Origin of the sequence: Mesorhizobium sp. Pch-S (assembly GCF_004136315.1) — a bacterium.
GTDB lineage: Bacteria > Pseudomonadota > Alphaproteobacteria > Rhizobiales > Rhizobiaceae > Mesorhizobium.
On the sequence record NZ_CP029562.1, the window covers coordinates 2,358,744 to 2,379,194 of the forward strand.

Annotated in this window: 21 protein-coding genes and 1 tRNA gene; 12 read left to right on the forward strand and 10 right to left on the reverse strand. The window is 63.2% G+C overall.

Translation table 11 applies throughout. From position 1 onward, the window contains the following. Positions 1–216: 216 nt before the first annotated feature. Positions 217–1,065, forward strand: a complete 849-nt coding sequence (locus tag C1M53_RS10800) for a LysR family transcriptional regulator (RefSeq protein WP_129412255.1) — start codon at positions 217–219, stop codon at positions 1,063–1,065. Between the two features lie 33 nt (positions 1,066–1,098). Here C1M53_RS10800 and C1M53_RS10805 read toward each other — a convergent pair whose 3' ends face one another. Continuing rightward, positions 1,099–2,028, reverse strand: a complete 930-nt coding sequence (locus C1M53_RS10805; protein WP_129412256.1) for a LysR substrate-binding domain-containing protein — start codon at positions 2,026–2,028, stop codon at positions 1,099–1,101. Positions 2,029–2,159: 131 nt separating this feature from the next. On the opposite strand from C1M53_RS10805, the gene C1M53_RS10810 reads away from it, so the two are divergent. Then, positions 2,160–3,032: an NAD(P)-binding domain-containing protein gene (locus tag C1M53_RS10810; protein ID WP_129412257.1), complete on the forward strand. Its 873-nt coding sequence runs from the start codon at positions 2,160–2,162 to the stop codon at positions 3,030–3,032. A gap of 19 nt (positions 3,033–3,051) precedes the next feature. Here C1M53_RS10810 and C1M53_RS10815 read toward each other — a convergent pair whose 3' ends face one another. Beyond that, a complete protein-coding gene (locus C1M53_RS10815) occupies positions 3,052–3,747 on the reverse strand; it encodes a TetR/AcrR family transcriptional regulator C-terminal domain-containing protein (protein WP_129412258.1) in 696 nt (231 codons plus the stop codon). Positions 3,748–3,938: 191 nt separating this feature from the next. Between C1M53_RS10815 and C1M53_RS10820 the strand changes: the two genes are divergently transcribed. After that, positions 3,939–5,276, forward strand: a complete 1,338-nt coding sequence (locus tag C1M53_RS10820; RefSeq protein WP_245488518.1) for an aminotransferase class III-fold pyridoxal phosphate-dependent enzyme — start codon at positions 3,939–3,941, stop codon at positions 5,274–5,276. 30 nt (positions 5,277–5,306) lie between these two features. On the opposite strand, the gene C1M53_RS10825 is transcribed toward C1M53_RS10820, so the two are convergent. Then, entirely contained in the window at positions 5,307–6,461 is a 1,155-nt protein-coding gene (locus tag C1M53_RS10825; RefSeq protein WP_165358115.1) for a cellulase family glycosylhydrolase, read from the reverse strand. Between C1M53_RS10825 and C1M53_RS31685 the strand changes: the two genes are divergently transcribed. Beyond that, positions 6,444–6,641, forward strand: a complete 198-nt coding sequence (locus C1M53_RS31685; protein ID WP_165358116.1) for a hypothetical protein — start codon at positions 6,444–6,446, stop codon at positions 6,639–6,641. The genes C1M53_RS10825 and C1M53_RS31685 overlap by 18 nt on opposite strands. Position 6,642: 1 nt before the next feature. On the opposite strand, the gene C1M53_RS10830 is transcribed toward C1M53_RS31685, so the two are convergent. Together C1M53_RS10830 and C1M53_RS10835 are read right to left on the reverse strand one after the other, a co-directional pair. Continuing rightward, positions 6,643–6,719: transfer RNA gene (locus C1M53_RS10830), tRNA-Arg, on the reverse strand. Between the two features lie 145 nt (positions 6,720–6,864). Then, positions 6,865–8,364, reverse strand: coding sequence for a HAMP domain-containing sensor histidine kinase (locus C1M53_RS10835; protein WP_129412260.1), 1,500 nt, complete (start codon positions 8,362–8,364; stop codon positions 6,865–6,867). A gap of 260 nt (positions 8,365–8,624) precedes the next feature. Here C1M53_RS10835 and rpmH point away from each other — a divergent pair, with 260 nt between their 5' ends. From rpmH to yihA, 5 genes are all read left to right on the forward strand, one after another. Further along, positions 8,625–8,759, forward strand: a complete 135-nt coding sequence (rpmH, locus tag C1M53_RS10840) for a 50S ribosomal protein L34 (RefSeq protein ID WP_008833937.1) — start codon at positions 8,625–8,627, stop codon at positions 8,757–8,759. A 34-nt stretch (positions 8,760–8,793) separates the two neighbouring features. Then, the gene (gene rnpA / locus C1M53_RS10845) at positions 8,794–9,126 is read left to right on the forward strand and encodes a ribonuclease P protein component (protein WP_207213094.1); all 333 of its coding nucleotides are present in this window, start codon (positions 8,794–8,796) and stop codon (positions 9,124–9,126) included. A 20-nt stretch (positions 9,127–9,146) separates the two neighbouring features. Continuing rightward, a complete protein-coding gene (yidC, locus tag C1M53_RS10850; RefSeq protein ID WP_129412262.1) occupies positions 9,147–10,949 on the forward strand; it encodes a membrane protein insertase YidC in 1,803 nt (600 codons plus the stop codon). A 111-nt stretch (positions 10,950–11,060) separates the two neighbouring features. Beyond that, complete coding sequence (locus C1M53_RS10855) at positions 11,061–11,699, forward strand: CatB-related O-acetyltransferase (RefSeq protein WP_129412263.1); 639 nt, start codon at positions 11,061–11,063, stop codon at positions 11,697–11,699. Continuing rightward, positions 11,696–12,355 (forward strand): ribosome biogenesis GTP-binding protein YihA/YsxC, encoded by a 660-nt coding sequence (gene yihA / locus C1M53_RS10860; protein WP_129412264.1) that lies wholly within the window; start codon positions 11,696–11,698, stop codon positions 12,353–12,355. Before C1M53_RS10855 ends, yihA begins: the two co-directional genes overlap by 4 nt. A 190-nt stretch (positions 12,356–12,545) precedes the next feature. Here yihA and C1M53_RS10865 read toward each other — a convergent pair whose 3' ends face one another. Beyond that, positions 12,546–13,271 (reverse strand): TetR/AcrR family transcriptional regulator, encoded by a 726-nt coding sequence (locus C1M53_RS10865; protein WP_129412265.1) that lies wholly within the window; start codon positions 13,269–13,271, stop codon positions 12,546–12,548. Positions 13,272–13,393: 122 nt separating this feature from the next. Here C1M53_RS10865 and C1M53_RS10870 point away from each other — a divergent pair, with 122 nt between their 5' ends. Both C1M53_RS10870 and C1M53_RS10875 read left to right on the forward strand, forming a co-directional pair. Further along, on the forward strand, positions 13,394–14,572 hold the full coding sequence (locus C1M53_RS10870; RefSeq protein ID WP_129412266.1) for an HlyD family secretion protein: 1,179 nt from the start codon (positions 13,394–13,396) through the stop codon (positions 14,570–14,572). A gap of 12 nt (positions 14,573–14,584) precedes the next feature. Further along, positions 14,585–16,168, forward strand: coding sequence for a DHA2 family efflux MFS transporter permease subunit (locus C1M53_RS10875; RefSeq protein ID WP_129412267.1), 1,584 nt, complete (start codon positions 14,585–14,587; stop codon positions 16,166–16,168). A gap of 69 nt (positions 16,169–16,237) precedes the next feature. On the opposite strand, the gene msrB is transcribed toward C1M53_RS10875, so the two are convergent. The 4 genes from msrB to C1M53_RS10895 all read right to left on the reverse strand — a co-directional run bounded on the left by msrB (position 16,238) and on the right by C1M53_RS10895 (position 18,818). After that, on the reverse strand, positions 16,238–16,738 hold the full coding sequence (gene msrB, locus C1M53_RS10880; RefSeq protein WP_129412268.1) for a peptide-methionine (R)-S-oxide reductase MsrB: 501 nt from the start codon (positions 16,736–16,738) through the stop codon (positions 16,238–16,240). A 170-nt stretch (positions 16,739–16,908) separates the two neighbouring features. Further along, a complete protein-coding gene (locus C1M53_RS10885; RefSeq protein WP_129412269.1) occupies positions 16,909–17,466 on the reverse strand; it encodes a fasciclin domain-containing protein in 558 nt (185 codons plus the stop codon). A gap of 102 nt (positions 17,467–17,568) precedes the next feature. Continuing rightward, positions 17,569–18,282 (reverse strand): anti-sigma factor, encoded by a 714-nt coding sequence (locus C1M53_RS10890; RefSeq protein ID WP_129412270.1) that lies wholly within the window; start codon positions 18,280–18,282, stop codon positions 17,569–17,571. Continuing rightward, positions 18,279–18,818 (reverse strand): sigma-70 family RNA polymerase sigma factor, encoded by a 540-nt coding sequence (locus C1M53_RS10895; RefSeq protein WP_129412271.1) that lies wholly within the window; start codon positions 18,816–18,818, stop codon positions 18,279–18,281. Before C1M53_RS10895 ends, C1M53_RS10890 begins: the two co-directional genes overlap by 4 nt. A 122-nt stretch (positions 18,819–18,940) precedes the next feature. On the opposite strand from C1M53_RS10895, the gene C1M53_RS10900 reads away from it, so the two are divergent. Further along, positions 18,941–20,437: an amidase gene (locus C1M53_RS10900; RefSeq protein WP_129412272.1), complete on the forward strand. Its 1,497-nt coding sequence runs from the start codon at positions 18,941–18,943 to the stop codon at positions 20,435–20,437. The last annotated feature ends 14 nt before the right edge of the window (positions 20,438–20,451 follow it).

Consider the following 20,451-nt stretch of genomic DNA (forward strand, 5'->3'; position numbering starts at 1 on the left):
TGGGGCCGGGGCCAGCAGCAGGCATGCGACACCCAGAAGAACAGATCGACGAAACATCGCAATCCCCGTGCTGTTTGCCCAAACCGGCTGGCGACCTCCAGGCCGCTGGTCACGGTATCCAGATAAGGACTGATCCAGATATTTGGAAATTAAATGTCTGGATCAAATACATTACGATTATAGATACAGACCTCATATTACCCTGGGGCATCCGCCATGCTTGATCCACGCCTTCTTCGCGCTTTCTCCACCATCGTGGATGCCGGCAGCTTCACGCTCGCGGCGGACCGGCTTCATATGACGCAATCCACCATCAGCCAGCAGCTCGCCCGGCTCGAAGAAACGGTCGGATCGATGCTGGTCGATCGCGCCGCGCGGCCGGTAGAGCCGACACTGGCCGGCGAACGGCTTCTGGGTTACGCCCGGCGCATCCTGGCCCTGCAACAGGAGGCGGAAGCCGCCCTGCGCGATCCGGCAGGCACGACATCCATCCGCATCGGCGTTCCCGAAGACATCGTCAGCGCCGCGATGGCAAAGGTGTTCAACGACTTTGCCCAGCGCCATCGCGGCACCCAGCTGGATGTCACCGCCGGGTTGAGCCGTGACCTGACCCGGCGCTATCGCGCCGGCGACTTCGATATCGCGGTGGTCAAGGAACCGGAGGCCGAACCCGATAGCCGCGCGACGTTTCCGGAAACCATGGCCTGGTTCGAAAGCGCGGATGCACCAGCCAGGTGGCCCAACCCGATCCCGCTGGTCACATTCCCTCCCGGTGGCCTTTACCGCGAGGCGATGTTCGAACGCATCGAAGGCGAGGAGCTTCGCTGGTACATCGCCTTCTCGGGCAGCAGCCTCCACAACGTCCTGGTGGCGGTGGAGGCAGGTCTCGGCCTGTCGCTGCTGCCGCGAAGCGCGACGGCGAGCTATCGCGTGCGGCAATACGCGCCTTTCGGCATCGGCCCGGCGATGGCCGTCTCCATCTATTCCTGGGAAAGTGCCGGACCTGTATCGGAACTGGTCGAGCGGATGGGAGCGGTACTCGCCGCCAGTCGCATGGCGGCGTAGGCAGCTGAACAGGAACAGCCCTATGCCCGGCGCTCACAAACCGGAACCCGGGTCGGGCAGGCCGGCCCGCGACGTCCGCTGCGAAAGCTCGCGAATCAGATGGTCGGCAACCACCCGGACGGAGGGCAACTGCCCACGCCGATGCGGCATCAGCAGCGTCGTGGTCACGCCACGCGCCGTCCAGCCCGGCAGTATGCGGACAAGCACGCCCGATCCGATCAGCGCCGCACAGAAGCTGCTGGCGAGACAAGCCACGCCGAGTCCCGCTTTGGCCGCTTCCAGCAAGGACACGGTTTCGTTGGCGACATAGCGCGGTGACGGCGTGACATCGGCGGCCGCGCCCTCGTCATTGTGAAGCGTCCAGGCGCGATCGGACGACGATGCCATCAGCCCGTCGAGCCCGTTCGCCTGCTCGGGACGGGACGGCACGCCCCTCTCCGCGATGTATCCGGGCGACGCGACGAGCCAGGCAGGGTCGTAGTCGATTCGACGCTGCACCAGATCGGTATCGGGCAACGGGCCGAAATGATTGCGAATGGCGATGTCGAAACCTTCCTGCACGATGTCCACCAACCTGTCGGAGACATCGAGCACGACACGCACCTTCGGATAGCTCGCCGCGAGACGCGGAAGCAGCGGCGCCAGATGGAACTGGGCAATGGGCAATGATGCGGTGATGCGCACGGTTCCACTGGGCTCGGCCAGACGCCCCTTGATGACGTCCTCCGCCGCCTCCGCCTCGATGAGCATCGCGGCTGCATGGCGATGAAAATCCCGGCCGATCTCGGTCACGGTGAAATTGCGCGACGTCCTCTGGATCAGGCGCACGCCAATCGCCTTTTCCAGTTCGGAAAGCCGTTTGCTGAGCGTCGATTTGGGAATGCCCAGAGCACGCCCCGCGGCAGCAACGCCGCCGTGGTTCACCACCTGAACGAAAACAAAGAGGTCGTTGAGATTGAGCATTGGTGGCCATCGTTCCGATATGTGGACGATGGGTCTACGGATACCCTACTACAGCTTCTGCGTCCAATTCCGCATCTCTTTGCCACCACCGCGATGGGCGGGGTTTCGAACCAGGAAAGACGCACACGGATATGGCCAACATCTCGATCCTCGGCCTTGGGGCCATGGGGCAGGCACTCGCCACCCGCTTTCTCCAGCAAGGCCACAGGCTCACGGTGTGGAACCGCACACCCGACAAAGCTGTCCCGCTGCTCGCCAAAGGTGCACGCGAAGTGAAGTCCGCCAAGGACGCCATCGCGGCAAGCGACGTCACCGTGATGTGCGTTTTGGACTATGCCGCGTCGGCAGCGGTGATCGATCAGGCGGCTTCAGCGCTCCCCGGACGCACGCTGGTCAATCTCACCAACGGCACCCCGGCACAGGCGCGCGCCATGGCCGAGCGGGTTACCGGACTGGGTGCCGCCTATCTCGACGGCGGCATCATGGCGACGCCTCCGATGATCGGCGGGGAGCACGCGCTCATCCTCTACAGCGGGTCGAAGGCAGCTTTCGATGCGCATGCCGATGCGCTCAAGGACCTTGGCGCCGCCAACTATCTCGGCACGGACGCCGGATTGGCATCGCTGCACGACCTTGCGCTGCTCAGCGGCATGTACGGGCTTTTCGCGGGCTTCTTCCATGCCAGCGCGCTCGTCGATTCCGAAGGCATTCCGGCCGGGGCGTTTTTCAAGCTGCTTGGTCCGTGGATGACGGCAATGATGGGCGAGCTGCCTGGATATGCCGAGAAGATCGACAGCGGCCGTCACGATAAGGATGTGGTGTCGAACCTCGGCATGCAGGCGGCCTCCCTCGACAACATCCTCACCGCCACCCGCGAACAGGGCGTCGCCACCGATCTGCTTGACCCCATGCTGGACTTGTTCCGCAAACGGGACAGCGCCGGATTCGGACACGAGGACATTTCGGGCATATTCGAGCTGATACGGCGAAAGAGCGGGAAGTGAGGTCGACTGGATGGGGCGCCTAGCTGCGCTCGTCCGCAGTGGGCGGCAACGTCTGCAGCTTCCGCTCCAGGCCGAGCACGAACGCCTCGACGAACATCTCGAATCCGCCGACGAGCGGATTGGTGTCGCCACTTTCCCATCGCAGCACGAAGGCGCGATTGGCCAGCAACTGAAAATTCTGCTGCAGGTGCGGATAGCGCCCTTCAGGCAACGCCTTGAGCGCCTGCTGAAATTCCTTCGCCCAACGGTCCGGTTCGTCGGACGGCGCCGGTGCGAATTCGAGCGTGACATAGCCAAGCATCGCCGCCAGCGTGGCATTGTAGGCGTCGACGAGCGCGACGCCGCGAAAGCCCGCGCCATGCAGCGCCGCCAGAATCCGTTCGACCAGCACCGGGTTGACGCCCGCATTCGAGACAAGCTGGGCGCCGAGCAGCGGCGCCACGTTGGGATGGCGGCTCAGTGCTGTGCGGTAGCGGTGGAAGAGCTGGCGCAGCCAGTCCTTCCACTCGTCGCCCGCACCGGGTTGAGGTGAGACATCTTCCAGCGCGCGTGCCGCGACCGCTGCGAGCAGCTCGTTGCGGCCGCCTTTGACATGCCAGTAGAGCGCGGTTGGAAAAACGCCCAGCGCGCGTGCCAGTTCGCGCACGCTGAACCCATCGAGGCCTTGCTCGTCGATCAAGGTCAACGCGGTGTCGATGACTTGGTTGCGCGTCAACAGATCCGATCCGGCTCGCTTCTTGCCTTGCGCTTTTGTCGCCAAGATCGTCCCGTTCCCACCTTACCTTTGTGATTCACGGCGTTACCCTAAACCGCTTCCGCCTTCTTTGCCACCTGTACACTGGACAAGGCTTCCTGTTCAGTGTACAGGAAATGGTCAAGAGGACGATCAACGCGTCGGGAGGATGCATGAACGAGCCGATTGGAAAACCTGGCAGGTCATCGGTCAGCGACAAGGCACAGATGGCGCAGGCAATCGCTGCGGCACGCAACGCGTTCGCACGCGACAATCCCGTCAGCGCCGACCATCACCAGCGCGCGCGGCGCTCGATGCCGGGAGGCAACACGCGCAGCATCCTGTTCCACCGACCGTTCCCGCTGGTCATCGCGCAAGGGACGGGTTCGCGCTTCCAGGACGTTGACGGCCACGCCTATGTCAATTTCCTCGGGGAATACACGGCAGGCCTGTTTGGACATTCCCATCCCGTCATTCGCGCCGCGGTCGAACGCGCGCTGGCCATCGGCCTCAATCTTTCGACGCAGACGGAAAACGAGGCGCTTTTCGCGGAAGCGGTATGCGATCGCTTTCCCTCGATCGACCTGGTGCGCTTCACCAATTCCGGTACCGAGGCCAACCTGATGGCGCTGGCGACGGCGACCGCGATCACCGGCCGCAAGACGGTCCTGGCATTCGACGGCGGCTATCATGGCGGCCTGCTGAATTTCGCCAGCGGACACGCGCCGACAAATGCGCCCTACGACGTGGTGCTCGGCGTCTACAACGACGTCGAGGGAACGGCCAACCTGTTGAAGCGCCACGGGCGCGACTGTGCCGCGATACTGGTCGAGCCGATGCTCGGCGCCGGCGGATGCGTGCCGGCCGAGCGCGCCTTTCTCGATCTCCTGCGCGCCGAGGCAAGCCGCTGCGGCGCGCTGCTGATTTTCGACGAGGTGATGACGTCACGCCTGTCGGGCGGCGGTGCGCAGGAAATGCTCGGCATATCCGCCGATCTGACGACGCTCGGGAAATACATCGGCGGCGGCATGTCCTTCGGCGCCTTCGGCGGCCGGCGCGACCTGATGGAACGGTTCGATCCGGCGCGCGACGGCGCCTTCTCGCATGCCGGCACGTTCAACAACAACATCCTGACGATGAGTGCCGGCCACGCCGCGCTGACGCAGATCTACACACGCCAGGCCGCATCCGATCTGTCCGCGTCCGGCGACCGGTTCCGCGCCGATCTCAATCGCATCGCGGTCGAGAACCAGGCGCCGCTCCAGTTCACCGGGCTCGGATCGCTCGGAACCATTCACTTCGCTCGCGCCCCCATCCGCTCGGCAGGTGACGTGCGCGCAGCCGACCAGCAGCTCAAGGAGCTGTTCTTCTTCCACATGCTGCGCAAGGGTATCTATCTCGCGCCGCGCGGCATGTACGCATTGAGTCTCGAGATTGCGGATGCTGACCGCGACGCATTCGCCGAGGCCTTGACCGATTTCATCGGCGATCAGCGCGCCTTGCTGATGTGATCGTCAGGCTGCGGTGTCGGGGATCATGCGTCAGGGGTTCGCGGACATCCTCTGCTTCAACAATTGCATAAGCTCGCCATTTCGGGGGAGCTTGCCGGCCTTCTTCTGCTCGCTGAGCCAATAGAACTGGCCGGGCTTCAGACTGGCGGGCAGTTCGTAGTCCATCCCGTCCCAGGCGTCCTCACGAAATGAATAGAAGGCCCAGTGACCGCCGCGCGCGTCGACGGCGTCCATGACATCCTTGAGATAGGTCCCGCAATCCGCCCACAGGCGCATGCAGCCGAACTCCGCCGCCACGATGCGTGTCGGCTTCAGACCCTGCGCCTGCGCCCAGTCGAACGCCGTGTCGATGTGGGCGCCCACGGCATCGCGGTCCCAGGCAATCGTGCCACCCGCATAGTCCGTTTTCACGCCCGGATAGCGAAGCGGGGTCTTGCGTTTCATGTTCGGTACGCTGGTCGCCTGATAGGGCTCGTACATGTGGAAAGCGTACAGCACCCGATCGTCGGAGAGCGGTTTTGGCCAGGCAGCAAGCGAACGCGGATTGGCATAGTAACCGCTGTCGACCATCACCGGCGTGACGGGATCGACGGCGCGGATCGCCGTGACGATCCGTTCATAGAGCTTTGTCAGATCGCGCGGGCTGCCCGCCTGCTGTGCCTGCCATGCCGCGAGGTCGCGCGATGAACCGTTTTCGGCAAGGCCCGTCGTCTTCTCTGGCGCGGGTTCATTGACGATGTTGTAGGCCGCAATGGCCGGATGATCCTTGAGCGCGGTGGCAAGGTCGGACCAGAAACGAACCGCCTGCTCGGCGAAGGCAGGATCCGACCAGAGCCGATCGTCGAATTTGCCGCCGTTCTGCTGCGCCCAGCGGGCACCCGGCAGACTGAGCGGGACCACGACGACCTTCAGCTTTGCGGCCTGCGCCGCGTCGAGCACCTTGCGGAGCGTTGCAAGGTCCTTGGCCTTCAGACCCTCGTAACGATCCGCGTCGCCGATCAGGAAATCCCGTCCTTCGCCCTTCCATTTGCTGAAGGTGAGGCGCACCCAGGTCGCGCCCGTCGCCGCAAGTGCCTTGAAATACTCTTCACCGGGAGGCGCTTCGTTGAAGCTGTTTCCACCTCGCTCGCGCTGATCCCAGAAACCCATGAGATCCGCAGCGACGACATGGTTCGTGCCTTGCATGGCCAGCAAGGCTCCGAAAGCAACCGCAAGGCAGCAACGTTTCATCGTGACGTCTTTCCAGATCAGGACGTCGACGGATTGCTTGCGGTTGGTGGCGGTTTTGTGTCGCTGGATAGCAGCGAAACGTGCTTGCGCGTGCGCGACTTGCAACGCGCTAAAATGGAAATTCTGGAAGTTTAGATGGCGCGCCCGAAGAGATTCGAACTCCTGACCCCCAGATTCGTAGTCTGGTGCTCTATCCAGCTGAGCTACGGGCGCGCAACAGGCTTTGCCTGACAGCATTCACGGCCTGCGTTTGGTGCCAGCCGCGATGCGAGGTGTTCCCTAACGACTCAAATTCCGAAAAGCAAGCGATCAATGCAAAAGTTTTGCCGTCGTCGTGAAAGGCGGCTCACGGCCGCCGTCAGGCCGAGCGCCTGAGACCGCGGCGGGCACGGTCGAGACTGACGGGCTGGTCGGGGATGCTCACCGAAAAGACCGTGCGTCCGCCGATGCTTTCGACAAGCTCGAGTTTGCCGCCATGGGCGCGCACCAGTTCATGCGCGATGGCGAGGCCAAGGCCGGTGCCGCCGCTGCGCGCCGAACCGCGGAAAGCCAGGAACAGGTTCTCGCGCGCCTTCGGGGGCAGGCCGGGGCCGGTATCCATGACCAGGATCTGGCTGATGCCGCCGGTCCGGTCCGCCGATATGACCAGACGCCGCACCACGGCGCCTTCGGTGTCGGCAGCCATGGCCTGCACGGCATTGCGCGACAGATTGGTCAGGACGCGAAACAGCTGTTCGGAATCGGCATCGATCTCGAAAGCGGCGTCGACGCCGTTCTCGAAATCGATGCCGTCGCCGATGTCGAGCAGGCCGTGCACCTCATCGACGAGCTGGCGCAGGCGCAGCATGCGGCGGGCCGGCGGTGCCTCCTGCGCGCGACCATAGGCCAGCACGCCTTCGGTGTAGGAAACGGCGCGGTCCAGCGCTTTCAGCAGTTTCGGCGCGAAGGCCTGGACACTGGCATCCTTCACCTGCAGCAGGCGGTCGGACAAAAGCTGCGCCGATGCCAGCACATTGCGCATGTCGTGGTTGATCTTCGAGACGGCGAGGCCGAGATCGGCAAGATGCCGTTGTTCGGCGAGCATTTTCTGCAGCCGGCCCTGCATCTGCGCCAGTTCGCGCTCGGCGACGCCGATTTCGTCGTCGCGGTCGGCCGGGCATACAATCCGGCCCGGATCGTCCGGCGCTTCCGAGAAGGACAGCATCGAACGTGTCATCGCCCGCACCGGGCGGATCATGATGCGGTCGACGGCGACATAGACGAGCATGGCGGAAAAGACAGAGATCAGCAGCCCGATCAGGGCGATGTTGCGCGAGAAGGACAGCATGGCGGCACGCAGCCGGTAGTCCGGCATGATCAGCTCGAACTCGCGGCCCTGCTCGCCGACCGGCCCGAAGATGCGCAACGTGCGGTCTCCGCCCCAGAACAGGGTTTCAAGCGCGTCCGAGAGCTGCGCGAACATGCCGGTGTTGGCGATATCGATATGCTCGTCGACCTTCGGCGGCATGGCCGCAACCGCCAGAAGGCGCGAGGCATCGCCATCACGAACCGCGATAGCCTTCGCGCCAAGCGCCATCAGCAGGTCATCCTGGGCGGTACGGGACAGCGCGCCAGGATCACCTTCCACCAGAACCACCGACACGGCTGCCGCCGTGTTGAGGCGCTCGCGCAACCAGCGCGTCCTGTAGTCGGCGATCGAGGGCAGGAAGATCAGCACTTCGGCAAGAAGCACGAAAACGATGGTGAGCAGGATCAGCTTGGCCGACAGGCCACGCGCCAGCGGCACGACCCTGGCCAGGGCGCCGGTCGCAGGCCTGGTGGCCTCCGTATTCTCGATCGTGGAAGGTTCGACGCTCATACACCTGCCGCCATGCCTTCTGATCCAAACTAGGCAATTGTGACGGAATTTCCAGCTATATGGCGCAATGTGCGATAGCTAGCGAATCTTTGCCGCCTGAGTCGGATTGACTTCCAAAACCCTTCTACCTATAAGCCCCGCTCACGCTCGGGCCCCAGAACCCGGCGCGGTTTCGATCGCGCCAAACAGGGCCCAGCCAACAAGCTCCTGTTACACAGTGACAGACACAAGAAGGGCCGCACGCCGCGGTATTTAAACAAATGAAGCGTACCTACCAACCCTCCAAGCTCGTCCGCAAGCGCCGGCATGGCTTCCGTGCCCGCATGGCTACCAAGGGTGGCCGCGGCGTCGTCGCTGCTCGCCGCAACCGCGGTCGCAAGCGGCTGTCCGCCTAAGCGGACGCCACGGCCGTTGCCCTCGACCCGGCCAATGGGACAGGCACCCAAACGGCTTCTGAAACGCACGGATTTCCTGACCGTCCGGCGCGGCGAAAAGCGGCGCGGGCGGTTTTTCCTCGTTGAAGTGCTGAACCGCGGCGATCATGAAGCGCCGCGTGTCGGGTTCACGGTCACCAAGAAGGTCGGCAACGCCGTCGTGCGCAACCGGGTCCGCCGGCGGCTGAAAGAAGCCGTGCGCACTTATGCCGCCGCTGACATGGAAAGCGGCCATGACTATGTCATCGTGGGGCGCGAGGATGTCCTCACCGCGCCATTCGGTGAGCTGAAAGCCGAGCTTTCCCGCCGTATCCACGCAAAACGCTAGCGCGACAGGCCAAGGTCTCGATGGAAAACAACCGCAATTTCTTCATCACCATCGCCTTGTCGGTGCTGATCCTGACGCTGTGGCAGGTGTTCTACATGAACCCGCGCGTCGAAACCCAGCGCGAGACGGCACGTATCGAGGCCGAGCGCCAGGCCAAGACAGCCCCGGCAGCGGGAGCGACGGGTACACAGACACCAGCCCAGCCCGGCGCAGTGCCAAGCCTGCCCGGCACGGACGGTGCAACCCCGGCCGGACGCGAGCAGGCGCTTGCCGCCACCAGCCGCGTCAAGATCGATACGCCCAGCCTCGAAGGCTCGATCAACCTTACCGGCGCGCGTCTCGACGACCTCAAGCTGAAGCGCTACCGGCTGACCGTCGACAACAATTCGCCCGAGATCGAGCTGCTCAACCCGTCTGCGCTGCCGAACGGCTACTATGCCGAGCTCGGTTTCGTCGGCAACGAAGCCACCGGCAAGGTGCCGAGCCCGGACACGGTCTGGACGGTCGACGGCAACGCCACGCTGACGCCGACGACGCCGGTGACACTCGCCTATACCAACGACAAGGGCCTGACCTTCAAGCGCACCATCTCGGTCGACGCGAACTACATGTTCAAGGTTTCGGACACCGTGCAGAACTCCGGTTCGGCGGCTGTCACCCTGTCGAACTATGGCCGCGTCACCCGCTTCGACAAGCCGAGCACGCCGTCGATCTACGTGCTGCATGAAGGCCTGATCGGCGTGACCGGCGAGGAAGGCCTGCAGGAGCACAAATACGCGTCCGTCGAGAAGGACAAGCAGTATGTGCCAGCCAAGTCGACCAATGGCTGGCTCGGCATCACCGACAAATACTGGGCGGTGACGCTCGTTCCGACCGAAAAGCAGCCGTTCCAGCCGCGCTTCGCCTATTTCGACGATGGCCGTCCGCGCTATCAGTCCGACTTCCTGACCGACCCGATCACCGTCGAGGCCGGCCAGTCGGCCACGGTGGAATCGCTGGTCTTCGCCGGCGCCAAGGAAGTGTCGAAGATCAATGCCTACGAGAAGGATCTCGACATCCGCCGCTTCGATCTGCTGATCGACTGGGGCTGGTTCTCCTTCATCACCAAGCCGATGTTCTGGCTGATCGACACGCTCTACAAGTTCTTCGGCAATTTCGGCCTGGCGATCCTCGCCACCACCGTCATCGTCAAGGCAATCTTCTTCCCGCTCGCCAACAAGTCGTACAAGTCGATGGCGAACATGAAGAAGGTGCAGCCCAAGATGCTGGAAATCCGCGAAAAATACGCGGACGACAAGATGAAGCAGCAGCAGGCGATGATGGAGCTGTACAAGACCGAGAAGATCAATCCGATCGCCGGCTGCTGGCCGGTGCTGATCCAGATCCCGGTGTTCTTCGCGCTCTACAAGGTGCTCTACGTCACCATCGAAATGCGGCACGCGCCGTTCTTCGGCTGGATCCACGATCTGGCGGCACCCGATCCGACGTCGCTGCTCAACCTGTTCGGCCTGCTGCCGTTCGCCACGCCGGCCATGCTGCATATCGGCATCTGGCCGCTGCTGATGGGCGTGACCATGTTCCTGCAGATGCGCATGAACCCGGCACCGCCGGATCCGACGCAGGCCGCGATCTTCAACTGGATGCCGGTGATCTTCACTTTCATGATGGCGGGCTTCCCGGCCGGCCTGGTGATCTACTGGGCGTGGAACAACCTTCTGTCGATCCTGCAGCAGGGCGCGATCATGAAGCGCCAGGGCGCCAAGATCGAGCTGTGGGACAATCTGGCCGGTCTCTTCAAGAAGAAACCAACGCCCGCAGAGTAGCGAGCCAAGCTATCCCTTTGGAAAAAGGCCCTGGCATAGCCGGGGCCTTTTGCTATTGGCGAAAAGATTGGGCTATCTTTCAGTTCCGCCGCAATCTCGCCGGAGATCACAATGAACGGCCCTAATCCCAACACCAAGCATCCGACGCTGCATCACAATCGGGTCGGCTTCCTCAAGCCGATCGTCCACGCTCCCAACATCGAGATCGGCGACTATACCTATTACGACGATCCTGGCGGGCCCGAGAGTTTCGTCGAGACCTGCGTGCTGCATCATCACCCGTTCATTGGCGACAAGCTGATCATCGGCAAGTTCTGCGCCATCTCCGAAGGCGCCCGTTTCATCATGAACGGCGCCAACCACGTCATGGGCGGCTTTTCGACCTATCCGTTCAACATCTTCAGCCACGGCTGGGAAAAGGGCTTCGACGTCGCGACCTGGAAAGCCGAATTGCGTGGCGACACGGTGATCGGCAACGACGTCTGGATCGGCATGAACACCGCGATCATGCCCGGCGTGAAGATCGGCGATGGCGCGATCATTGCCGCGAAGTCGGTGGTGACCCGAGACGTGCCACCCTATGCGATTGCCGCCGGCAACAGCGCCAAGGTGGTGAAGATGCGCTTCGACGACGAAACCATCGCGCGCCTGCGGCAGATCGCCTGGTGGGACTGGCCCGCCGACAAGATCACCCGCAACCTCGATGCCATCCGCGGCGCCGACATCGACCGGCTCGAGGCCTCGAAGTGACCGCAGAAACAGTTACTGCGGTCGGCGAGGACATCTTCACGCGGCCATGGATCTTCATCCGCGGCGTGCCCGCCATGAAGTTCCTGCCGCCCGAAGGCCCGCCGGAGATCGCCTTTGCCGGCCGTTCCAATGTCGGCAAGTCGTCGCTGATCAATGCGCTGGTCGGCCAGAAGGGGCTGGCGCGCACATCCAACACACCCGGCCGGACGCAGGAGCTCAACTATTTCGTGCCCGACGGCTTTTCCGGTGAAGGTGCCGACCTGCCGCCATTGGCCCTGGTCGACATGCCGGGCTACGGCTATGCGCAGGCGCCGAAGGAGCAGGTCGACCAGTGGACGAAGCTTGTCTTCGACTACCTGAAGGGCCGGGTGACACTGAAGCGTGTCTATGTGCTGATCGACGCGCGTCACGGCATCAAGAAGAACGACGAGGACGTGCTGACCCTGCTCGACAAGGCGGCTGTCTCCTACCAGATCGTGCTGACCAAGACGGATAAGATCAAGGCTGCCGGCGTGCCGCGCCTGATCGAAGAGACGCTGGCCAAGATCAAGAAGCGGCCGGCAGCTTTCCCCGGCGTGCTGGCAACGTCATCCGAGAAAGTGGACGGGCTTGAGGACCTGCGCGCAGCGATCGTTCTGGTCGCCAACGGCGGATAAACCACCTCATATCCATGGTCATATCGAATGACCATTGCAGCGCGCCGCGCCCGTTGGCGCGAAGCTGGGGTGTTTCCGTTTTACCGAAACGTGGAAACGCTCCAACCTTTTTGTTTTTCTGTGGCGACCTGGATGGGCCGCGCCGGCGATTGAGGCGTCCTGGATGTGTCAACATCCTGGACCTTTGGTATCAGTCTGTGCGGCGTGCCTTGTCCTGCGCGGCGAACGCTTCCGTGCCATAGGCCTTCAGGAAGACGTCGACGCCCGCCCGCACCACATAGCGGATCTCATGGTCAGCAGGCGACTGGCGCCGGTAGCCGTAAAGGCGCTGCCTGAGCAGGCCTGCCATGCAGAGTTCGGAGAGCTGGTAGGCGGCTAGATCGACGTCGGCTATCTCAAGCAGGCCCTTTGCGATCGCCCGGTTGAGGAAAGCCTCCACCTTGGCATGACCCTGCTTGGGCCCCTTCTCGTAGAAACGCAGGCCGAGCTCCGGAATGCGCTCGGCGACGCCGATGACGGTGCGCTGCGCCATCACCACCTTGTCCGAGGTGATCTTGTAGGAAAGAGCCATGCCGAAGTCCTCGAGGACATCCCGCAGATTGTCCTCGCGGTCGAGCACCTCATAGAGATTCTGGAAGATCTTGCAGCGCTCTTCCTCGACCAGGGCCTCGAACAGCTCTTCCTTGTTGTCGAAGTAGACGTAGATCGTACCCTTCGAGACGCCGGCTTCGCGGGTGACGTCGTTCATCGAAGCCGCGTCAAAACCCTTGTCCATGAAGACGCGCCGGGCACCTTCCATGATCTGGTCGCGCTTGACCGGATCCTGACCCGCGGCGGGCCGCCCGCGGCCGGAGAGCTCGTCGGCTTTCTCGACTTTGTCCGGTTTCGTTTCGGTATCTATGAGAGTTTCGCTCATTTTCCCTGTACGCGTAAAATAATTCGAACCAATCGGTTCGATGTCACTTGATATGGGCTTGTTCTTACGTTAAGTCAACATCGAACCGAACGGTTCAGTTCGCAAATCACAAGAGCGTAGCCATGTCGAACTCTTCTACCCCGACCACCGCCGAGGTGCATCCGTTTCCGAATGCCAAGGCACCATCCGCCGAAGCGCCGACCGCGCCGGTGGAAACTGCGGCCGAAGCACCGGCGCCCGCAAAGAAGAAGCGCTCGGTACGTTCGCTGCTGCTGCCCATCATCGGATTGGGCCTGGTCGGCACCGGCCTCTGGTACGGCTACGGCTACTGGACCGATGGCCGTTTCATGATCTCGACGGACGACGCCTATGTACAGGCCGACATGGCCTTCGTCTCGCCGAAGGTCTCCGGCTACATCGATGAGATCAAGGTCGAGAACAACCAGCAAGTGAAGGCCGGCGACCCGCTGTTCATCGTCGATTCCGGCGACTACCGCATCGCCGTCGACCAGGCCGCCGCCCAGATCGCGACGCTGGACAAGACGCTGGCGCGCATCGACGCGCAGATCACCGCCGCTCATGCCTCCCTGCAGCAGGCCGAAGCGCAGAAGAATTCGGCTCAGGCCGCTGCGGACAATGCCCAGCGCACCCAGGGACGCACGGCGCAACTGCTGAAGACGCATGTCGCCACGCAGGCGCAGCTGGACGATGCGCAGACCGCGGTCGACCAGACCCGTGCTTCGTTGGCCAGCGCCGATGCACAGATCGCTGCGGCGAAGGCCAATATCGGCGTGCTGGAAGCTCAGCGCGCGGAATCAGCCAGCACGCAGGCATCGTTGCGCCTGACCAAGGACAAGGCCGAGCGCGACCTCGGCTTCACCGTGCTGCGGGCTCCCTATGATGGCGTCGTCGGCAACCGTTCGGTGGAAAAGGGCAATCTCGTCAGCCCGGGCCAGAAGCTGGCGGCCATCGTGCCGATGAACAAGCTCTATGTCGTCGCCAACTTCAAGGAAACACAGCTTGCCCGCCTCGTGCCGGGTGAGACGGTGCGCATCGCGGTCGATGCTCTGCACAATGAAACATTCGAAGGAACCGTCTCCTCGCTGGCGCCCGCCTCCGGCGCGGTGTTCTCGATGCTGCCGCCGGAGAACGCCACCGGCAACTTCACCAAGGTGGTGCAGCGCGTGCCGGTGCGCATCGATGTGTCACCCGAAGCCATCGCGACAGGCAGGCTGCGCGCGGGTCTCAGCGTCATCGTCGACGTCGACAGCCGCACTGCACCGTCAGCAACGACCAAATAGCGGGAAGCTACCATGTCGAGCATCGACGCCGTTGCCGCAGCAAGGCCTGTCGATCACATCGAACCGCGGCGCGTCATCGCCTTCCTGGCGATGGTGTTCGGCATGTTCATGGCGATCCTGGACATCCAGATCGTCTCGGCGTCGCTCGCCGAGATCCAGGCCGGCCTTTCGGCCAGCTCCGACGAGATCCCGTGGGTTCAGACCTCCTACCTGATCGCGGAAGTCATCATGATCCCGCTGTCAGGCTTCCTGAGCCGCATGCTGTCGACACGCGTGCTGTTCACGATCTCCGCCGCCGGCTTCACCGCTGCGAGTGCGCTGGCGGCCACAGCCACCAACATCGACCAGATGATCATCTATCGGGCGATCCAGGGCTTCATCGGCGGCGGCATGATTCCTTCGGTCTTCGCAGCCGCCTTCACCATCTTCCCACCATCGCGGCGCGCCATCGTCTCGCCGATGATCGGCCTGGTCGCCACGCTGGCGCCAACCATCGGCCCGACAGTCGGCGGCTACATCAGCCACGCCATGTCCTGGCACTGGCTGTTCCTGATCAATGTCGTGCCCGGCATCATGGTGGCGACGGCGGCCTGGACGCTGATCGATTTCGACAAGCCCGACATGAGCCTTTTGAAGAAGTTCGACTGGTGGGGCCTCGCCGGCATGGCCGCTTTCCTCGGCTCGCTGGAATATGTGCTTGAAGAAGGGCCCAACCACGACTGGCTGCAGGAGCAGTCGGTGTTCATCTTCGCCATCGTCATGACGGTCGGCGCGATCGTGTTCTTCTGGCGCGTGTTCACCGCCGAGGAGCCCATCGTCGACCTGCGTGCCTTCAGCAACATCAACTTCGCCTTCGGTTCGCTGTTCTCCTTCGTAATGGGTATCGGCCTCTACGGGCTCACCTATCTCTACCCGATCTATCTCGGCCGCATCCGCGGTTATGATTCCATGATGATCGGCGAGGCGCTGTTCGTGTCCGGTCTCGCCATGTTCCTGACGGCGCCGGTCTCCGGCATCCTGTCGAACAAGCTCGACCCGCGCCTGATGATCGCGACCGGCTTTGTCGGCTTCGCTGCAGGCACCTGGCAGATGACACATCTCACCGCCGACTGGGATTTCTGGGAGCTGTTCGTTCCACAGATCCTGCGCGGCGCCTCGATGATGCTGTGCATGGTGGCGATCAACAACATTGCGCTTGGCACCCTGCCGCCGTCACGACTGAAGAATGCTTCGGGCCTGTTCAACCTGACCCGCAACCTTGGCGGAGCAGTGGGCTTGGCATTGATCAACACCATCCTGATCGACCGCAACGCCTTCCACTATGCCCGGCTGTCGGAGCATGTGCAGTGGGGCAGCGAAGCCGCGCAGGACAAGCTGCGCAACATGACGCTGAACTTCCAGTCGCAAGGCGGGCTGGATGCCGGTAGCGCGGCCCTCTCCAAGCTGTCGGCCATCGTGCACCAGCAGGCAGCACTGCTGTCCTTCATGGACGTCTTCTATCTGCTGACGATGCTGTTCCTCTCGCTGGCGGCCTTCGTGATGGTCATCAAGCGGCCGCCGACCGCGGCCGGCGGTGGAGGCGGCGGCGGTCACTAGAGCGTTTACGCAATTCCAGACCGAAAACCGCTGCAACTTTCCCTTGAGTTGCAGTGACCCCGGACCTGGTCAGGCGGCAGCGGCCTGGAAATTCAAGGCAACGCCGTTGATGCAATGGCGCTTGCCGGTGGGCGGTGGGCCGTCATCGAAGATGTGGCCGAGATGGCCACCGCAGCGACGGCAATGACATTCCACCCGCACCATGCCGAGCGTCCTGTCTTCATGCGTGCCGATGGCATTGGGCAAGGCCTGCCAGAAGCTCGGCCAGCCCGTGCCTGAATCGAATTTCGTCTCGGACGCATAAAGCGGCAGCTCGCAACCGGCGCAGGCAAAGACACCTTTCCGGTGCTCGTTGAGCAGCGGGCTGGTGCCCGGGTATTCGGTATCCTCCTGGCGCAGCACGGCATACTGCTCGGGCGTCAGCTGGCTTTTCCATTCGGCATCGGTCTTCTGGACCTCGAATGTCTCGGCCCGCGCCGGCTGCACGCTGCCAAGGCGCGAGAATGCCCAGGCGCCCACTCCCGCCAACGCCACGGCGGCTGTACCAAGCAGGAAATCGCGCCGATCCATAAGCCTCATCCTTTTTTGTATCCTGCCCCGATCAGCGACAGTCGTGAAATCAACTTGCTGTTGATCTTATGCCCGCGAAGCTGAGTAAGAGCGGCCGCACGCCAGTCTGGGAGGACCAACGCGCGGCCGCCGTGCCTTATTCCCGTTCTTCGTCGGGAACCGACCTGCCGTTACATCTTGGGCAGCAGAACCTTGTCGATGACGTGGATGACGCCATTCGACTGTTCGACATCGGCGATCGTGACATGGGCGACGTTGCCGCTTTCATCGGTCACGGTGACCTTGCCACCCTTCTCCTTCAGCGTCAGCTCGCAACCGCCGGCGGTCTTGACCTTGTGTGCGCCGCCATCAGCCTTGACCATCTTGGCGACGTCGGCCGACATCGCCTTGGCGGCAACGACATGGCAGGTGAGGATCTTGGTGAGCTTGTCCTTGTTTTCCGGCTTCAGCAGGGTTTCGACCGTGCCCTTGGGCAGAGCCGCAAAAGCCTCATTGGTCGGCGCGAAGACCGTGAATGGGCCTTTGCCCTGAAGCGTCTCGACCAGGCCCGCGGCCTTGACCGCCGCAACCAGCGTGGTGTGATCCTTCGAGTTCACCGCGTTCTCGACGATGTTCTTCTCGGCATACATCGGCGCGCCGCCAACCATCGGGTTCTTGGCATAGGCGATGCCGGCGAGTGCGGATATGGCCACGGTGCCTGCGAACAGCAGCTTGGTGATCTTGTGCATGTCTCAATCTCCTCTGGTTCAACCCTCTTGGGGACAGGAGGAGATACGGGACACGATCCTCGCGAGTTTCAGCCGGTCGGATTTTTTTCTGCCGCGGTCGGATCAGATGTCTTTCAGATCGCCGGCTGCAACCACGGGTCCGGTCGGCTGCCCGGTCGGCGAGCCGCCTTTCGGCTCGAGGCTGATGGCAAGAACCGCGCCTTGCCCCAACTTCTCCCGAACATCTGCAGCGGGGCTCAGTTGCGCAGTAGCACCCAGGGGAACGACCCCGACGGAGATCGGCGCATTCGTGCCCTCGATCAGCCAAAGTTCGAAATCCTTGTCCGCTGCCAGTCGGCCGGAAAGGTGCGACAGCCGCACCTCGTTGCGAACTCCGTCATAGACCGCAACATAACGGACATCGCTGCCTTCACCGGAAAGTGACGCAACCAGTTCCGCCTGCGGCGGCGCAGACGGCGCCCCGAGATAAGGGACGGCGATGGCAAGCATCAGCGCCGCGACGGCAGCGGCGGCCAGGCCGCGCCAGAAAACAAGGCTGGACCAGAGGCCGCCTCGATCCTGCTGCTCCACAGCGTCCGAGAATAGCCTGCGTTCGATCCCTGCCTTCACCGAGGCCGGCGCCTCCACCTCGGCATAGCCGGCAGCAAGGGGTGAAAGCCGACCTTCCCAGGCATGGACCAATCGCGCGAAGGCCGGATCCTGTTCGATCCGCTGCGTGGCCGCCTGACGTTCGTCCGCCGAAAGCACGCCGAGCACATACTCCGCGGCAAGCGCGTCGTCGTCGCGTTCCGGTCCGGTATGGTCGCTCTCGCTCATCGCTCCAGGCATTCCCGCAATCTGATCAGGCTGCGTCGCAGCCATGTCCGCATCGTGTTGAGCGGAACGCCATGGCGCTCCGCAAGTTCGGCATAACTCTCTCCCTTGAGATACGCACCCCGCACGGCATCCGCCCGATCCTGCTCAAGTTCCTCCAGGCAATGGTGAATGCGGTCGGCCTCGCCACCCGCCACCGCCATTGCCTCGGGTCCCGGCGCCGGATCAGCCACATCGAGCGCGGTGTCGATCTCGGCAGCCGGCCTGCGCCGTGCCCTGATGCGATCGATGGCATGGTTGCGCGCCACCGCGATAAGCCACGACATCGGGCTCAGCTCCGAGACGGCGAAGCGGTCGGCCTTTGTCCAGACCTTGACGAACACCTCCTGCAACGCCTCTTCGGCTTCCGCGCGATCGCTCAAGACACGCAGGCAGACACCGAAAAGTTTCGCGCTCGTCTGCCGGTAGAGCAGATCGAACGCTGCCCGGTCCTTCAGCGAAGTCCGGACGATCAGTCTGGCGATGTCCTGCGGCGTCATCGGTGCCAGACTATGATGGCCGCCGCGCCTTGCCTAGTGGAGTGACGCTGGCTGCCGTTTCTGCGCCGATTGCAAAGCCAGCGACAGCCCGATAGCCTTTTCCAAGGGCTTGGGAGGGCTGCATGTCTGTCGAGCGGACGCTGTGGGAAAACGATGCGATTGGCCTGGCGGCCCTGGTCCGCAATGGCGAGCTGTCGCCGCTCGAACTGGCTGATGCCGCTATCGCCCGGGCAGAGGCGACGCGCGGCGACATCGACGCCATTGCAGAGCCCCTCTACGATGCAGCAAGACAGCGGGCGAAAACGATCGACCGCACCCTGCCGCTGGCGGGAGTACCTTTCGCCATCAAGGACCTCGGCATCGCCATCCAGGGCATCGCGATGCATGGTGGCAGCCGCGTTCCGCCTTTCGTGCCAGATTTCAACTCGGTCCTGACCGAACGCTATCTGGCAGCCGGTCTCAACCCGATCGCCACCAGCACCACGCCGGAATACGGCTTGCGGCTCATGACGGAATCCGCCGCTTTCGGTGCCACACGCAGCCCCTGGAATACCGGCCACACCACCGGCGGCTCCTCCGGCGGCGCTTCCGCACTGGTTTCGGCAGGCGTCGTGCCGGTGGCACATGCGTCCGACGGCGGCGGCTCCATCCGCGTGCCATCCGCCTGCACGGGGCTGGTCGGGCTCAAGACCTCGCGCGGTCGGGTGCCGCTGTCACCGCTGGTATCGGAGAGCTGGTACGGCTTCGTCGTCGACCATGCCGTCACCCGGTCTGTCCGAGACAGTGCGCTGTTGCTTGATCTGACCCACGGTCCGGACCCGCTTTCACCTTATGCGGCGCGACCACCGCGCGGCACTTTCACGGCGGCAGCAGCCCGCCAGCCTGGACAGCTCAGTCTCGCCGTGTACCGCCAATCACCGCTCGGGTTGCCGATTTCGACCGAAACGGTGCAAGCGCTCGACAAGGCGGTGGCGATCGCACGCGAAGGTGGTCACACGGTGGAAGAGATCGATCTGCCGATGATCGACCGAGCGTTCATGACCGCCTTTGCGATGTGTGTCGCTTCGGCGGTTGCCGGGTCGCTTCGCATGGAAGAAGCCCGCAACGGCAGGTCCGTCACCGGCGATGTCGAACGCGCGACACGCCTGCTCGGACGCTTCGGCGAACTGATGTCCGGCGGCGAGACCTACACCTTGCTCGAACGGCTCCACACTGCCTGCCGTCAGATGATCGCCGCAACCGCCCGTTATGACGCCGTGCTGATGCCGATCATCGCACATCCTCCGCTCGCCTGCGGTGCGATGAGCCCGAAAGGTGTCGATGAAGTCATTGAAACCGTCCTGGACAGGCTGCACCTGACACGACTGCTGAGGGTCCCGGGCTTCTTCTCGCAACTGCTCGACAAGAGCCTGTGGTTCACCCATTGGCCGGCGATCCATAATGTCAGTGGCCAGCCTTCCATCGCCCTGCCGGTCCATGTCACCGACGACGGCCTGCCGCTCGGAATCCAGGCCGCAGGTCGCCCCGGCGACGAAGAGACCCTGCTTTCGCTCGCGGCGCAGATGGAGACCATTTCCGGCTGGCTCAAGCGGCGCGCGCCATTGCGCGTGCCGCACTAGAGCGGAATGCGATC